General features: G+C 55.1%; 16 protein-coding genes. 4 read left to right on the top strand and 12 right to left on the bottom strand.

The features are described 5' to 3' along the window. Positions 1 to 1,315: 1,315 nt before the first annotated feature. Both hisG and hisI read right to left on the bottom strand, forming a co-directional pair. Complete coding sequence (gene hisG / locus DWB63_RS16090) at positions 1,316 to 2,194, bottom strand: ATP phosphoribosyltransferase (protein WP_128329886.1); 879 nt, start codon at positions 2,192 to 2,194, stop codon at positions 1,316 to 1,318. Beyond that, positions 2,191 to 2,568 carry a phosphoribosyl-AMP cyclohydrolase gene (gene hisI, locus DWB63_RS16095; RefSeq protein ID WP_128329887.1) on the bottom strand — a complete coding sequence of 126 codons (378 nt, stop codon included), beginning with the start codon at positions 2,566 to 2,568 and terminating at the stop codon, positions 2,191 to 2,193. The genes hisG and hisI overlap by 4 nt, the downstream gene beginning before the upstream one ends. Before the next feature lie 250 nt (positions 2,569 to 2,818). Between hisI and DWB63_RS16100 the strand changes: the two genes are divergently transcribed. The 3 genes from DWB63_RS16100 (at position 2,819) to DWB63_RS16110 (ending at position 6,232) form a co-directional block, all read left to right on the top strand. Continuing rightward, complete coding sequence (locus DWB63_RS16100; protein WP_164879927.1) at positions 2,819 to 3,943, top strand: GGDEF domain-containing protein; 1,125 nt, start codon at positions 2,819 to 2,821, stop codon at positions 3,941 to 3,943. A 116-nt stretch (positions 3,944 to 4,059) separates the two neighbouring features. Continuing rightward, positions 4,060 to 5,223: a DegT/DnrJ/EryC1/StrS family aminotransferase gene (locus DWB63_RS16105; RefSeq protein ID WP_128329889.1), complete on the top strand. Its 1,164-nt coding sequence runs from the start codon at positions 4,060 to 4,062 to the stop codon at positions 5,221 to 5,223. Between the two features lie 4 nt (positions 5,224 to 5,227). After that, positions 5,228 to 6,232 (top strand): DUF3089 domain-containing protein, encoded by a 1,005-nt coding sequence (locus DWB63_RS16110; RefSeq protein WP_128329890.1) that lies wholly within the window; start codon positions 5,228 to 5,230, stop codon positions 6,230 to 6,232. A 53-nt stretch (positions 6,233 to 6,285) separates the two neighbouring features. Here DWB63_RS16110 and DWB63_RS16115 read toward each other — a convergent pair whose 3' ends face one another. Continuing rightward, positions 6,286 to 7,458 (bottom strand): GGDEF domain-containing protein, encoded by a 1,173-nt coding sequence (locus tag DWB63_RS16115; protein WP_164879928.1) that lies wholly within the window; start codon positions 7,456 to 7,458, stop codon positions 6,286 to 6,288. A gap of 209 nt (positions 7,459 to 7,667) precedes the next feature. Then, a complete protein-coding gene (locus DWB63_RS16120) occupies positions 7,668 to 7,883 on the bottom strand; it encodes a hypothetical protein (protein ID WP_128329892.1) in 216 nt (71 codons plus the stop codon). 277 nt (positions 7,884 to 8,160) lie between these two features. Between DWB63_RS16120 and DWB63_RS16125 the strand changes: the two genes are divergently transcribed. After that, complete coding sequence (locus DWB63_RS16125; protein ID WP_128329893.1) at positions 8,161 to 8,847, top strand: response regulator transcription factor; 687 nt, start codon at positions 8,161 to 8,163, stop codon at positions 8,845 to 8,847. 407 nt (positions 8,848 to 9,254) lie between these two features. On the opposite strand, the gene DWB63_RS16130 is transcribed toward DWB63_RS16125, so the two are convergent. The 8 genes from DWB63_RS16130 to DWB63_RS16165 all read right to left on the bottom strand — a co-directional run bounded on the left by DWB63_RS16130 (position 9,255) and on the right by DWB63_RS16165 (position 14,377). After that, positions 9,255 to 9,887, bottom strand: coding sequence for a redox-sensing transcriptional repressor Rex (locus tag DWB63_RS16130; RefSeq protein WP_128329894.1), 633 nt, complete (start codon positions 9,885 to 9,887; stop codon positions 9,255 to 9,257). Between the two features lie 114 nt (positions 9,888 to 10,001). Next, entirely contained in the window at positions 10,002 to 10,313 is a 312-nt protein-coding gene (atpE, locus tag DWB63_RS16135) for an ATP synthase F0 subunit C (protein WP_128329895.1), read from the bottom strand. A gap of 74 nt (positions 10,314 to 10,387) precedes the next feature. After that, positions 10,388 to 11,110: a F0F1 ATP synthase subunit A gene (gene atpB / locus DWB63_RS16140; RefSeq protein ID WP_128329896.1), complete on the bottom strand. Its 723-nt coding sequence runs from the start codon at positions 11,108 to 11,110 to the stop codon at positions 10,388 to 10,390. A gap of 30 nt (positions 11,111 to 11,140) precedes the next feature. Next, positions 11,141 to 11,542: an ATP synthase subunit I gene (locus DWB63_RS16145; protein ID WP_241648891.1), complete on the bottom strand. Its 402-nt coding sequence runs from the start codon at positions 11,540 to 11,542 to the stop codon at positions 11,141 to 11,143. A gap of 13 nt (positions 11,543 to 11,555) precedes the next feature. Next, complete coding sequence (locus DWB63_RS16150) at positions 11,556 to 11,828, bottom strand: AtpZ/AtpI family protein (RefSeq protein ID WP_128329898.1); 273 nt, start codon at positions 11,826 to 11,828, stop codon at positions 11,556 to 11,558. Between the two features lie 318 nt (positions 11,829 to 12,146). Further along, positions 12,147 to 13,343 (bottom strand): DUF3426 domain-containing protein, encoded by a 1,197-nt coding sequence (locus DWB63_RS16155; RefSeq protein ID WP_128329899.1) that lies wholly within the window; start codon positions 13,341 to 13,343, stop codon positions 12,147 to 12,149. 28 nt (positions 13,344 to 13,371) lie between these two features. After that, positions 13,372 to 13,908 (bottom strand): hypoxanthine phosphoribosyltransferase, encoded by a 537-nt coding sequence (hpt, locus tag DWB63_RS16160; protein WP_128329900.1) that lies wholly within the window; start codon positions 13,906 to 13,908, stop codon positions 13,372 to 13,374. Positions 13,909 to 13,921: 13 nt separating this feature from the next. Continuing rightward, a complete protein-coding gene (locus tag DWB63_RS16165; protein ID WP_128329901.1) occupies positions 13,922 to 14,377 on the bottom strand; it encodes an N-acetyltransferase in 456 nt (151 codons plus the stop codon). Between the last annotated feature and the right edge of the window lie 6 nt (positions 14,378 to 14,383).

The raw sequence follows: 14,383 nt of genomic DNA on the forward strand, positions 1-14,383 counted from the left end.
GCGTTGGTGGGAGGGCTTGCTGCCGTAGGGGAAGGTCTGCGCGGGAGGGGGTCGGGGACGAGAGCCGCTGTTGGATGCCGTTGGCATCCAAGGCGCTCCACTGGATGCGAAAGGCAATCCGCTTTTTTTTCCGAACTCGCCACGCCGTTTTTGAAGCTTCTTACAGCGATGGGCAATTGGAAGCGGGGCTTAGAGCCTGTTGTGCGCGGCGGAGCGTGGCCCGGAAAGCGTTCGTTTACGGACTTTCTTTCCCGGGCAGTGGAGCCGCGCTACAGGCTCTTGGTCCCGCTTCCAGGATCACAGCCCCAAAAAGGCGTTTTTGCCTACTTTTGTCGCCTTGAACAAAAGTAGGGCGCTGTAAAAGCGAAACACTCCGTAATGATGACGAGCCTAACCCTCACCGCGAATGCGCTACGTATCAAACAATCCCCCAAAACCTATGATGAAATCTGCCGCCCCGAAAAACCGAAGAACCTAATCCGACAAAAAAACACCATCCCCACCACCCCTTACAACGACCGACAATTGGAACCGAAGCCTAGAGCCTGTCTCAGGCGGCGAAGCGCAGCCCGATTGAGTCCACAAGGTGGACAATCGTTTCGGGCAGCGAAAGCCGCCTACAGGCTCTAGGCTTCGGGTCCAGGATCACAGCCCAAAAAAGGCGTTTTTGCCTACTTTTGTCGCCTCGGACAAAAGTAGGGCGCTGTAAGAGCGCAACACTTCAAAAGGATATAGAGCCTAACTCCCACCGCGAATGCGCTACGTTTCAAATAAATTCCAACTCTTCATATGGAGAACGTGCTCATCACCACCGCGAATGCGCTCCGAACAAAACACTCGCCCAAAACCTATGATGAAATCTGCCGCCCCGAAAAACCGAAGAGCCTAATCCAACAAGAAAATCACACCATCCCTACCCCCCCTTACAACGACGAACAATTGGCCCTGAAGCTTAGAGCCTGTCTCAGGCGGCGAAGCGCAGCCCGATTGAGTCCACAGGGTGGACAATCGTTTCGGGCAGCGAAAGCCGCCTACAGGCTCTTGGCTTCGGGGCCAGGCTCACAGCGCGAAAAAGGCGTTTTTGCCTACTTTTGTCGCCTCGGACAAAAGTAGGGCGCTGTAAAAGCGAAACACTCCGTAATGATGACGAGCCTAGCTTCCGCCGCGAATGCGCTACGTATCAAACAATCAACGACACCTCGTACAGAGAACGCGCTTATCACCACCGCGAATGCGCTACGTATCAAAAAAATAAAAACCGGAAGAAGCAAAGCTTCTCCCGGCCATATTATTCTCAGAAACAGGGTCAGTCCAATCAGATGACCTTGTTCAACGGATACTCGATGATGCCTTCCGCACCGAACTCGACCAGCCTGGGGATGAGGTCGCGGACGACCTTCTCCTCGACCATGACCTCCACGGACAGCCACTTGGGGTCCTGCAACTCGGCCACGGTGGGAGAGTTGAGGCTCGGCAGGGAACCGTTCAGGGCGGCAAGCTTGTCCTTGGGCAGGTTCATCTTCAATCCGACCATCTTGCCAGCGCGCAGGGCGCCCTGAAGCAGCAGGTTGATCTCCTCGATGAGCTTGCGCTTCCTGGGATCGGCCCAGGCCTCCTTGTTGGCGATGATCTGGGTGTTGGTCTGCATCAGTTCTGCGATGATGCGCAGGCCGTTGGCCTTGATGGTGGTGCCGGTCTCGGTGATCTCGACAATACCGTCGCACAACCCTTCAATGACCTTGGCCTCGGTGGTGCCCCAGGAAAAGGAGACGTCGACATCGATATTCTGGGAGGCGAAGTACTCCTTGGTGAAACCCATCAGCTCGGTGGATATCTTCTTGCCGTTGAGATCCTCGGGCCGCTTGTACGGGGAGTCGCCCTTGACGCAGAGCACCCAGCGGGCCTTGCGGTTGCTGACTTTGGAATAGATCAGATCGTCAACCACGACCACATCGGACTTGTTTTCCCTGATCCAGTCCATGCCGGTCAGGCCGACGTCGAAGGTGCCGTTCTCCACGTACATGGACATTTCCTGGGCACGGGCCAGGGAGCACTTTATGCGGTCGTCGTCGATGTCCGGAAAGTAGTTGCGTTCGTGCAGCTTGATCTTCCAGCCTGCCTTTTCGAACAGCTTGAGGGTTGCATCCTGAAGAGAGCCTTTGGGGATACCGAGTCGGAGAAATTGTTCACTCATTTTTTATATACCTCTTTGGGGTCAAAGACATACGGAGAGCATTCGCTCACTTCGCCGTCTTTCAGTTCGCGATAAAAACAGGAACGGTAGCCCTTGTGACAGGCTGCGCCGCCGATCTGCTCAATGAGAAGTACCAAGGTGTCGTCGTCGCAGTCAATGCGGATGGACTTCACCTTCTGTGTATGGCCCGAGGTACCGCCCTTATGCCATAGCTCCTGACGGCTGCGGCTCCAGTAATGGACCTCGCCGGTTTCCAGGGTTTTTTCCCATGATGCTTCGTTCATGTAGGCCATCATCAGGACTTCGCCGGTCTCGGCGTCCTGGGCAATGGCGGGCACCAGGCCGTTCATTTTTTCGAAATCTGGTCTGATCACTGCGGTACCTCGTATCAGATGAATTTTCTTCGGCCCGGGATTGGGCCGGGGTCGGGTTATAGCTAATGATAATGGGAAGCGCAACTCTATGCCATATCAGTTCCCCGAATGTCACAAAACACATCACATGAAACAAGGTTCGTTCAGCCTGCCCTTTGGGGGGGCTTCTTGTTATTGAGACGGGCATTTGTTAGAGATGGCCCCTAACTCAATTTCTACCGCCACGCTGACCAGAAAGGTTTCACCGGCTATGCTTCAGACAATTGAACAGCAGGCCAGGATCAATTCCATGGGCCTCCTTGCAGACCCACAGGCTGAAAGGGATTTCCAGACAGCCCGGCTGCCCTATACGCGACGGCGGCTGCGCTTTGTCTGCGTCATTACGGCCGCCGCCTACCTGGGGGCCATCTACGCGGACTCCCTGCAGATCTCCGACAGCAGTTTCACCTTGCTTCTTGCGGCCAGGTTGCTCACTGCCCTGACCGGCTTGGTCCCGTTCATCCTCACCTTCAGCAAGAACACGACACCCTTCAAACTGGGTCTGTCCGCCTGTGCCTACATGGTGGTTCTCATGGCGACCGAGGCCCTTGAACTGTACCTCAAATCCGACACCAACAGCATGCGGGAAACCCCGATCACGATTTTCATCGTCTTGATGTTCTACCTCTTCCAGGCACCCCAGATCTGGCAACCGGTCATCGCCGGCGGCCTCGGGTCCGTGGCCTATATCCTCACCCTCGTCCTGTGCACCAATGCTCCGCCCGATTACATCTCAAACACGGCATTGACCTTTGCCCTGGCCAACGGCTTCGGCTTCTATTTCTGCATCCGGTTCGGGGCCGCGCAACGGCGTGAATTTTTCGCCCTCACCGAGCTCAAGCACAAGGCCGAGACCGATGTACTCACCGGCATCCTCAACCGAAGGCGCGTCATGGAATTGGGCGAAAGGGAATTCCGTGCCGCAAAACGATACGACCACGCCTGCTCCCTGCTGTTGATCGACGTGGATCATTTCAAAAAAATCAACGATTCATTGGGCCATGCGGCAGGCGACGATGTGTTGGTTTCCATAGCGAAGCGTTGCGTTGCAACACTCCGACAGGTCGACATCTTCGGCCGGGTCGGCGGTGAGGAATTTGCCCTTTTCATGCCCCACTCCACCAAAAACCAGGCGATACAAGCTGCGGAACGCCTCCGAAAGAGCATCGGCGACTCCCCCTTCACGACCGGAGAAAACGCGCTGACCGTGACGATCAGTATCGGTGTTGCCGAAATGACCCCGGAGATGGACACACTGGACGCCCTGTTCCGGCAGGCTGACAACGCACTCTATGAAGCCAAAAGACGCGGTCGCAACAGTGTCCATGCAGATTAATGTCCGACCCCGGAATGCGCCCTTCTCTCCCTGAACAACCGAATTTCTGACATTTACCGCCCACACTATTTTTGATACATCTCTGCCACCATTGACTCTTACAGGAGAATACGAGCATGCCCGTTCGTTCAAAGAATAATTTTCTTGTTTTCGGCGCCCCCCTCATCGAGCAGGAGGAAATCGACGAAGTCGTCGCTTCCATGAAAACCGGCTGGCTCGGAACCGGTCCCAAGGTGGCACAATTCGAGTCCGATTTTTCCGCCTATCTGGGGACAGGCCATGCAGCGGCCTGCAACTCCTGCACGGCCGCCCTGCACCTCTCCCTGGTGGCGCTCGATCTCAAGCCGGGGGACGAGGTCATCACCACGCCGCTGACGTTCTGCGCCTCGGTCAACGCCATCATCCATGCCGGGTGCACGCCCGTGCTGGCCGACGTGGACCCGGTGACCATGAACATCGACCCCGACGCCATCCGTAAAAAGATCACCAAGCGTACACGGGCCATCCTGCCGGTGCATTTCGCGGGAAGATCCTGCGACATGGACCGGATCATGGACATTGCCCGTGAGTTTGATCTCAAGGTGGTGGAAGACTGCGCCCACGCCATCGAAACCACCTACAAGGGGCAGCACGCCGGGACCTTCGGCGACTTCGGCTGCTTCTCGTTCTACGTGACCAAAAACGTCTGTACCGGCGAGGGCGGCATGGTCATGGCCCGCACCGAAGAGGACATCAGGACCGTCAAGATTCTCGGTCTGCACGGCATGTCCGCCGATGCCTGGAAGCGATTCTCGGACGACGGATACAAGCACTACCAAGTGGTGCATGCCGGATTCAAATACAACATGATGGACCTCCAGGCAGCCATAGGTATCCACCAATTGAAACGGGTGGAAAAGAATTTCAAGCGCCGCTGCGAAATCTGGGACATGTACCAGGACGCGTTCAGGCCTCTGCCCGTGGGCCTGCCCGCGCCCGAAGAGCCGGACACCCGGCATGCCCGGCACCTGTACACCCTGTTGGTCGACCCGGTGCACAGCGGCATTGACCGAGACCAGCTCCTGAACAGATTGACCAAGGAAGGCATCGGCGCCGGCGTGCATTACCTGAGCATCCCCGACCACCCCTACTACCAGCAGCGGTTCGGCTGGAAACTCGAAGACACACCCCAGGCAGTGGCCCTTGGCCGCCAGACCATCAGCCTGCCGTTATCCCCCAAACTCACAGACGACGATGTGGCCGACGTCATCAAGGCCGTAACCCTCTGTCTCAAGGCGTAACCCCATGCAGCGAGTCCGCACCGGTTTTTTATCGCCCCTTGTCCTGGCCCTCGTCCTTGCCTGCGGTCAGGCGCTGGCGGCCTCCACCCTGCCCGTGTTCACGCAGGCCAGCGTCCCTGAAGCGCCGGATTACGCCGAAACACAGGGTTGGCTGGTCCAGCCCGATACGCCCGGCGTCCGCCCCGTCGATGTTTTCTGGGTTTATCCAACCGTCCTCGGCGACACCGAACACTGGCTCATGGACCCGGCAAGCGTCCCCCTGCTCAAGGCAGCCATGAACTCAGTCCTCACGCAGGCCGGTGTCTTCTCCGGCCAGGCCAACCTCTATGCACCGATCTACCGGCAGATGAACATGGCCGGCCTTTCCCTGCCCGACGAACAGGTTGAAAAACTGATGCAGTACGGCATGGAGGACGTGCAGCGGGCGTTCACCTACTACCTGGAGCATCTCAACCAGGGCCGCCCCTTCATACTTGCAGGGCACAGCCAGGGTTCGAACCTCCTGGCGGAGTATGCCGTCAAGAATTGGGGGACACTCGGTTGCGAAAACAGACTCGTGGCCGCCTACCTCATCGGCTGGTCCATCACCGACGACGATCTCAAGGCCAACCCCGCCCTGAAGATGTGCGGGAACGCCACCCAGGTGAACTGTTTCATCTCATACAATTCCGTGGCCCAAGGACGGCAAAAGGCCGCCCCCACGATCAGGCCCGGGGCCATCGTGACCAATCCGCTTACCTGGACTACGAATGACGAATTTGCCCCGGCCGCTCTCAATCTCGGAGCCACCTTCTTCGATGAAGACGGCTCGACCCGGACCTACCCGCATTTTACCCCGGCCCAGGTCAAGGATTCCGGGCTTGAGGTGCAACCCGAAGAACCGGGACTGCTGGACTCGGACAGCACCACCTTCCCCACAGGGGTCTACCACAAATTCGACTACTCGCTTTTCTTCGAAAACCTGCGCCAAAACGTGCACGACCGCATCGCAGCCTATACGGCTCAATAAAGAAAGGCCCGGACATGCCGGGCCTTTTTCTTCATGGGATAAAGACGTATCACCTAGTCGCAAGCCACCCTGTTCCTGCCGTCTGCCCTGGCCGTGTGCATGAGTTGATCCGCCTTGGAGAACATGGCGGCTGACGAGGAATGCCCGGTGTTGTCACACAAGCCGATGGACATGGTCACAACAAGATTCGGAGCAAAGCCACCCCACGGATAGGACTCAATGGCTTTTCGGATGTTCTCGCAGGAAACAGCCGCGTTTTCCTTGTCGGTATTGGCAAAGAGGACAACCATCTCTTCATCGCCGTACCTGGCGACCACATCACTCTTGCGGGTGACACCGCTCATGATCTCAGCCACTTTCTCCAGCACGAGATCACCAATTTCATAGGAAAAATCATCGTTGATCTTCTTTAAATCGTCCAGAGAACCGATCATCAAAGACAAGGGTTGGCCGTATCGGCTGGCACTCTCATAAAACTGACGGGCCTGCTCGTCGAAATGCCGACGATTGTAAAGGTTGGTGAGCGGGTCCCTAATGGCCAGTTCCCGCAATTCAACATGCGCCTTGGCCAATTCCACATTCATCTGGTTGAAATATTCTGTCAGTAACCCCAATTCATCATCTGAAACGACCTCGACCTGGCACACTTCCTTACGGTTGGCTCGCATCAACCTGATGGCTTCGGCCAAGTTCCGTAAAACCGAACTCAACATGCGACCAAAAACGAGACAGAGCAGAGAGGAGACTCCCACCGCGATAATCAATCCTGTAACCAACGAATGCCGAACAAAGGCAAGATACCGTTCATCCTGTTCCGTGAGCACTGTTTCACCAACAAGGACAGCCTTGGCAACGGTCTTGCCGTCCACCTCAATGCCCAGAGCCTGGTCGACAATCTCCGGAGGGGGCTTGTCTCCGACTCTGAATCCCCTGGCAGGATGGAGAACAACCCCTTGCCCACTCAGGACAAGGTATCCGAACAGCCTCTCCTGCCAGCGGGTCGAATACGAAGCATCGTCCACCTCACGGCCCTGGTCTGAAGGAATCAGTCTGTGAATGCGCTCGACAAATGCGTCAAACTTCTCGGATTCCATGGCAGCCTTTACACCGCCATAGCTTTTCACATAAGTGCCGAAATCGATATTGAATGATTTGAAAGTGTGCTCTGCCGATGCCCGGACAACATCGCGTTTTACCATGTAGTAGGCAATTGAACCGATCAGCATGCTTCCAAAAAAAGTCATGAACAGAAATAGCAAGGTCAATTTTGTCTGTACTCGCATGGTTCACCTCTTCGCAAGATTATACCTTCAGAAAGAGCATGGCCTATTATATTCAAAACATGTTCATCCGCAAGGTAGACGTTCGAATATTCAATAAAAAAGCCCGGACAACCCGGGCCTTTCCAAAATGGATATGAGATCGAACATCACGGCTAGCAGGCGTGAAAATCCTTGTTGATGTAAAAACAGAGGTCAAACAGATTCTGCACCATCTCGTCCACGATCTCTTCCGAATCCGTGGGCGTCATGTCCATACTCAGAGTTTTATTGACTATCTTGGAAAACAGCATGCCGATGAGCTGATCATCGTACATTGTCCAGTACTTGCTCCCAGAGGGGAACTTCTTGTCGAATCCGTGGTAATACATAGAATGCGGCTCCGTTCGGCTTGTCTTTATTCCAACTGTTACCTTCATTATCGGCACCCTGCGGAATCCTCTTTATGGAACGGATCAAAGAAACGGCATTCCTGCGGCCCGGATCCGAGAAATACCGCTTTAACCACAGGTTAGGCCATCCTGTTTCCGAGCTGTTTCAACCCCATAGGCAAAAGGGGCCAATTTGCGAAATTGTTGCTCATATGTAACACTCTTTGTTACAGCATTAGGGTATAGCAGTCCCCAACAACACCGAAAGGAGCACCCAGTGTCAGCCCAAAAAATACTGGTGGTCGAAGATCACAGAGACACACGTGAACTGCTAAAATACAATCTCACTGCCGCCGGTTTCGACGTGGCCGCAGCTGAAGACGGTCAACTCGGCTTCAACCTCGCCCAGGCGTTCAAACCGGACATCATTCTTCTGGATCTGATGATGCCCGGCACTGACGGACTGGAAGTCTGCCGACAACTCAAGGGCGATCCAGGCCTGGCCCGGATTCCTGTCATCATGCTCACTGCCAAGGGCGACGAAGTGGACAAGATCGTGGGTCTGGAACTCGGGGCCGACGACTATGTGGTCAAACCCTTCTCTCCTCGCGAACTGATCCTGCGCATCAAGGCCGTTCTGCGCCGCTACGGCGCACCCGAACCCAACGCTCCAAAATTGTGGGAGCGGGAAGGGCTCAGGGTTGACTTCGAAGCACATCTTATCACCATCGACGGTGAGGAAATCGCCCTCACAGCCACGGAGTTCAAACTCCTGACCGTGCTCGTGTCCGGGACCGGCAAGGTCCAGACCCGCGACAATCTCCTTGATACGGTCTGGGATACCCACTTCGAAGGCTACTCCCGCACCGTGGACACCCATGTCCGCCGCCTGCGCCAGAAACTCGGCCCCTATGCCCCCTGGATCGAAACCATCCGAGGCGTAGGCTACCGCTTCAAGGCCTAACACAGCGCAACCATCAGCAAAGCCCCTGCAAGCGAACGCTTGCAGGGGCTTTGTACTGCCTTCGGCGACCAGAGGGGGAACCTCTTGAAAGAGGTTCCCCCTCTGGACTCCCCCTCCAGAACTTTTTGTCGCCGCTTCGCGGGGTCTACCCAACAACCTCAGCCCGAAAAAATAGCGCCTTGGATGCAAGAGGCATCAAACAATACCTCTCATCTCATAATGGCATGTGAGAGTGGGTCAGATAAGCATTTATAGTGAATTGTAGACGAGTCTTCGCGCCGTATGATTTTATGCCCCAGGTATAGCGTGTGCGGTTGAACCGGAGGCGTAGCAGCGCTACGGTGAGGGTGAAACCGTGCGCGATAAATGTGAGATGGCCCGCTCTCGCGAGCCGGGTAGGACAAGGGCTAGTCGTTGCCCAATGTAATCTGGAAGGCTATGGCGTAGAGATGATCGAAGAAATCGACGTATTCTACGGGGATGTGTTTGGGCACATTGATGCGCGAGGGCGCGAAATTGATGATGCCGCGGATGTTGGCCTCCACCAGGTGGTTGGCGGCCCGCTGTGCGCGATCCGGCGGCGTGGCAATGATGCCGATTTCAAGGTTGAGTTCGGGCGCCTGTTCCTTGAGGTGGGTGGGACAGACGATCTCCATGCCCTCAAACTCAAGGCCGATCTTGTCCGGATCGCAATCAAAGGCAGCACAGATCTTGAACCCGCGCTTCTCGAAGTCATGGTGCCTGAGCAGCGCGCTGCCCATGTTGCCCACACCGATGAGCGCACATTTCCACATCCGGTCGATGCCGAGGGACTGCTTGATGGACGTGATCAGTTCCTGGACATAATAGCCAACACCCCGCACGCCGAATTCGCCGAAATAAGCAAGATCCTTACGTATTTGCGAAGAATTAACCGAGCAGGCCCTGGCGAGTCTTTCGGAGGAAATGACCTCGTTGCCGTCCCGAAGCAGGTTCTCAAGAACCTGAATGTAGACAGCAAGTCTGCCGATGGTGGCTTTGGGGATGTGTTCGCTTTTCATGATGTACGTCCCTTACAGGCCAAAATCGATCCAACCCTGTGAAAAAATTAACATGAAAGAGCCGAAAAAGGGAGGCCGAAGCCTCCCCTCAATATGCATTTCAGTCGGCTGAAACTAGACGACGAAGAGCAGGATCAGGTTGACGACCAGGGCGTAAATGGCCAGAGATTCGATGAAGGCCAGGCCGAGGATCAGGGTGGTGGACAGCTGGCCACCGGCTTCGGGGTTGCGAGCGATACCTTCACAAGCGCTCTTCACGCCCATGCCCTGGCCGATGCCGCACAGGCCGGCTGCAATGGCCATGCCCAGAGCGGTGGCGTATGCCTTGGCTGCCATGACGGGATCAGCGCCACCTTCGGAAGCGAAAGCAACGGAAGCAACCAGAACCAGAGCCAGAGTGGTGAAAAGAATCTTTGCGATTTTCATTGTAAATCCTCCAAATGGATTATGTAATATGTTTTGGTCCAAGGACCATTTCCCCTAAATAATGAGCGCGCCTTCTAGTGAGCGTGCTCGATAGAACCCTGCAGGTAGAGCATCGTCAACATGAAGAAGATGAATGCCTGAATGGTCTTTGCCAGAATGAACAGGAAGTACATGGGCAAAGAACCGATGATGGGAGCAAGGAAGAACATAAGGATCAGAACGATTTCCTCACCGCGGATGTTGCCGAAGAGACGAAGCGTCAGGCTGAGCGGACGGGCGATGTGGGAAATAGGCTCCAGAATGAGCATGAGCGGGGCCAGAAAGCTGACCGGACCCATGAAATGCTTGATGTAGCCGAAGCCCCATTTCTTGATGCCCACAAGCTGGTAGAAACAGAACACGATGACCGCCATGGCGGCAGGCGTGTTGATGTTTGCGGTGGGAGCATCACATCCGGGGATGAGACCGATCCAGTTCATGCCCAGGATGAACATGAAGATGGTGACCAGCAGCGGAATGAACTGACGGCCCTCTTCACCAAGGTTGGCAACCACGAAGTCTTCGAGTCCGCCGACAATGGTTTCAAAAACGTTTTGGAGACCGCCGGGAACCAGCTGCAACCGGGTCCGAACAAGCAGCCCGAGAGAAAGAATGATGGCCATGACCAACCACATGTAGAGAACGTGGTTGATGCTGTCGACGCCCAGCATATGTTCAACGCTGGCGCCCCAATGACCGATGCTTTTCAGCATGTCCATGTACAAGAGAGGATGCGGCAATCCGCCTGAAAAACCCATATTCAAGCCTCCTTAAAAAATGCAGCTAGGCTATTTTTTACCCATCTGATTCAGGCCGGTTGCAGTGATGTTGACCACCACGGTTCCCAGACCCAGAATCAACCCCCAATGGGGAACACGTTCGACTCCGATAAGCCACCAGAGGGCCAACCCGCTCAGAGTCATCTTTCCCATAAATATAACAAACAGCAAAAATGGTCCGCGTTTCTGGTTGTACACCAATATCTGAGTCACGCGGGCAAACGTCCAGAAATTGGCGAGAGCTATGACAGCTCCGGCCAGATACGCCAAAGACCACCGGGAAAAAAGTGTTACCAGCATGATCACTAGAGAGGACCCCAGCGACACATAAATCTGATTGCGGATAAGGATACGCACGTCCGGCTTGGGGAATCCGCTCCTGATGAGCAAACGTTCAAGCCTTTGGTTCATCCTTCCCAGCACTTCATTCTCCGTCCTGTTTCAAAGAACTTGCTTTTCTTGCTTCTTCTCGCCTCTGGAGTTTTCGAAAATCATCGAACACCATTTTGAACCCGGCAATGACCCCAAACAAGAAGAAGATCATCAACAACCAGGGCTTGGTTCCGAAATAATCGTCCAGAAAATACCCGATGGTCAGCCCGACGACAGTGGCGGAAGCGATGTGTAGCCCCATCGTACCGGCAGTGCCCCCCAATTGAGTGATTTGCACCCACCTATCGTCTTTTGAAAAGAGCATGTTCGCACCTTGTGAATTATGTTTTCACGCGTTCCGAGTAGGCACATAGCCAAAAACGGCAATTCGTGCAATCCTTCACAAGTGGAGGAGGATTAGCACAAGCCGTCAATTCCCGTCAATGCATTTTTCCCAAATGCCAGCCCTTTTATTACTTTTTCACATGCGTGATAAAGCCCCGCACAACAAGGGGTTGCGCCTCAAAAACGGCCTGCATCGGAAATTACGCCTGTTTTTTGATTCATGCCACATAAAAACGGGGGGAATTCATGAATTCCCCCCGCCTGCATATCGAGTCATCGGCCAAATCCGGAACAGGACTTATTCGGGATCACCCACATCCACCACCTTGACCATGAATTCCTTCACATCGGTCGGAGGCTGGAAGAAAACGGCCATGAAGGGCGTGGACGCACCGGGCCGGATGAAAGTGTTGTTGGACAGGACACCGATCTCCGAGGCCAGACCATCCTTGATCTCCTTCTCGGTCTGTACCTGGAGCTGGAACTGGGAGAGAACGTTGCCGCACAGGAACGCCTGTGATGTGAGCACATTGTTGGTGGCGTCGTAGAGCGTGACCTCCACCTTGATCTGCTCCTTGGGCTTGGCGAACTTGTTGACCGCCTTGCCCTCGACCACGAACAGATTGCCCACCTTCTCGTTGGTCACATAATACTGTTTGACGTTCTTCAACTCTATCTTGCGCACGCGCTCGGCCGGAGATTCGCCCGGGGCAGCCTCCTCGCCGCCGGGGTCTTCCGTGAACATCTGACCGACGAACGGCACATTCTTCAACATGCCCCCCAGGTCGATGCCCGCATACGTCCAGACCTTGAAATAAACTGCCGCGCCGAGTCCCAATGCCAGCACGAGCAGGAGGATCAGGCAGCCCAATGATTTTCGGTTGCCCTTTTCGACTCCGGGGTCGAGAGAAAGGCTGTCTTCTCCGCTTTCATCCTCGTCCTCATCCTCGTCTTCGTCCGCATCGCCGTCATAAAATACATCGTCCCCGGATTCGCCGCCATCCTCATCCAGATCGTCGTCATCTCCGGTGTCATCATCGGCATCGGCGAACAGGTCGTCGGCGGCGGTGTCATCGTCGGCATCGGCGAACAGGTCGTCGGCATCGGCAGTGTCGGCCTCATCCGCGAACAAATCATCCGCATCCTGAGAATCGGTTTCTTCCGAATCAGGCGCATCGGTGTCGCTCTCGTCAAAGAGGTCATCCGTGTCCGGCAGCCCCTCTTCCATGGCCTCATCAGTCGAGGCTTCGTCAGTCGGAGCGGCACTCGAAGCCATGTCATCGAACGTCTCGTCGAAATCCTCCCCTGCCTGGGTATCAGCGCCGAGGTCTTCCTTTTCCAGAAGCGCCTCGACTTCCTCTTCGGGCGACACCGGGGGATGTTCGGCCTTGAACACTTGCGCGCACTTGGAACACTTGACCTTGGCTCCGCCGGCCGGAACTTTTTCGTCGGGCAGATTGTAGCGGGTCTCGCAATTCGGGCAGGTGACGATCATGTTTTGATCTCCAAAAAAATCCGGTTAATTAACTTTCTGAATCCGTGGACAGTTCGAAAATCCCGCCCAGTTCCCTGTACCGCTCGGAGTAGTCCAGGCCGTATCCGACGATGAACCCGTCGCTCAACTTGAAACCGGCGAAATCCACATGCACATCCAGTTCACGTCGTTCATGCTTATCAATAAGTGCACAAATTTTCAAACTCTTCGGATTTCGCCGCCGCAAAACGTGCAGCAGAAAGTCCATGGAGTGCCCCGTATCCACGATATCCTCGATGACCAGGACATCCTTGCCTTCGATGGGAATCTCGAGATCCTTCGAAAAAACAATGTCCTCGGACCGGGACGTGGCCGTGCCGTAACTGGCCAGCCGAACGAAATCAACCTCGATCTCGTTGTCGATTTTGCGAATGATATCGGCAAAGAACAAGAACGCGCCCTTGAGCACGCATATGCAGACCAGAGGACCGCGACCGCTGTAGGCCCGGGAAATCTCGCGCCCCAGGGTTTCCACGCGCTCCGCGATCTGCTCGGCGGTAATGAACGGTGTCAGTTTGTGTGCCATCATGTTGTCGGGGTTACAGATTTATAATCATTGCTACTTCGTTGCAGAGATCGGGAAAACGCGGACAGTTGAGGCAGTCGAGGAATATTTTCTGATTCAGGGAATCCATATTCTCTTCCTCAAAGCCAATATGCGCGAAAAAGTCAGTCACTTCGGTAAGGGTATACACCTTGAATATACCCAGTGTCACGGCCTCGCTCAGACAGGCCTCCACCAACTTGCGTCCAAGCTTCTTGCCGCGGTGCGTCGGAGTGACCACCAGGGAGCGGATTTCGGCCAGATTGTCCCAAATCAGACTCAAGGCGCAACACCCGACCACCTTCCCATCTTCCACGGCCACGACGAAATCCCGCAGGTGGGAATAGAGCTGACTGAAAGACCGGGGCAGAACCAGGCCGTCATGCTCGTCGGTATGCATGAGCAGACCGTGTATCGCCTTGACATCTTCTATGCGTGCTTTGCGTAACATATTGAA

The sequence above is a fragment of the Pseudodesulfovibrio sp. S3 genome (assembly GCF_004025585.1).
Lineage (GTDB): Bacteria > Desulfobacterota > Desulfovibrionia > Desulfovibrionales > Desulfovibrionaceae > Pseudodesulfovibrio.

Excerpts from the sequence above, each read along its gene's own strand:
- hisG (WP_128329886.1), bottom strand. The coding sequence starts at position 2,194 with ATGAGTGAACAATTTCTCCGACTCGGTATCCCCAAAGGCTCTCTTCAG.
- DWB63_RS16100 (WP_164879927.1), top strand. The coding sequence starts at position 2,819 with ATGCTTCAGACAATTGAACAGCAGGCCAGGATCAATTCCATGGGCCTC.
- DWB63_RS16105 (WP_128329889.1), top strand. The coding sequence starts at position 4,060 with ATGCCCGTTCGTTCAAAGAATAATTTTCTTGTTTTCGGCGCCCCCCTC.
- DWB63_RS16110 (WP_128329890.1), top strand. The coding sequence starts at position 5,228 with ATGCAGCGAGTCCGCACCGGTTTTTTATCGCCCCTTGTCCTGGCCCTC.
- DWB63_RS16115 (WP_164879928.1), bottom strand. The coding sequence starts at position 7,458 with ATGCTGATCGGTTCAATTGCCTACTACATGGTAAAACGCGATGTTGTC.
- DWB63_RS16120 (WP_128329892.1), bottom strand. The coding sequence starts at position 7,883 with ATGTATTACCACGGATTCGACAAGAAGTTCCCCTCTGGGAGCAAGTAC.
- DWB63_RS16130 (WP_128329894.1), bottom strand. The coding sequence starts at position 9,887 with ATGAAAAGCGAACACATCCCCAAAGCCACCATCGGCAGACTTGCTGTC.
- atpE (WP_128329895.1), bottom strand. The coding sequence starts at position 10,313 with ATGAAAATCGCAAAGATTCTTTTCACCACTCTGGCTCTGGTTCTGGTT.
- atpB (WP_128329896.1), bottom strand. The coding sequence starts at position 11,110 with ATGGGTTTTTCAGGCGGATTGCCGCATCCTCTCTTGTACATGGACATG.
- DWB63_RS16145 (WP_241648891.1), bottom strand. The coding sequence starts at position 11,542 with ATGAACCAAAGGCTTGAACGTTTGCTCATCAGGAGCGGATTCCCCAAG.
- DWB63_RS16150 (WP_128329898.1), bottom strand. The coding sequence starts at position 11,828 with ATGCTCTTTTCAAAAGACGATAGGTGGGTGCAAATCACTCAATTGGGG.
- DWB63_RS16155 (WP_128329899.1), bottom strand. The coding sequence starts at position 13,343 with ATGATCGTCACCTGCCCGAATTGCGAGACCCGCTACAATCTGCCCGAC.
- hpt (WP_128329900.1), bottom strand. The coding sequence starts at position 13,908 with ATGGCACACAAACTGACACCGTTCATTACCGCCGAGCAGATCGCGGAG.
- DWB63_RS16165 (WP_128329901.1), bottom strand. The coding sequence starts at position 14,377 with ATGTTACGCAAAGCACGCATAGAAGATGTCAAGGCGATACACGGTCTG.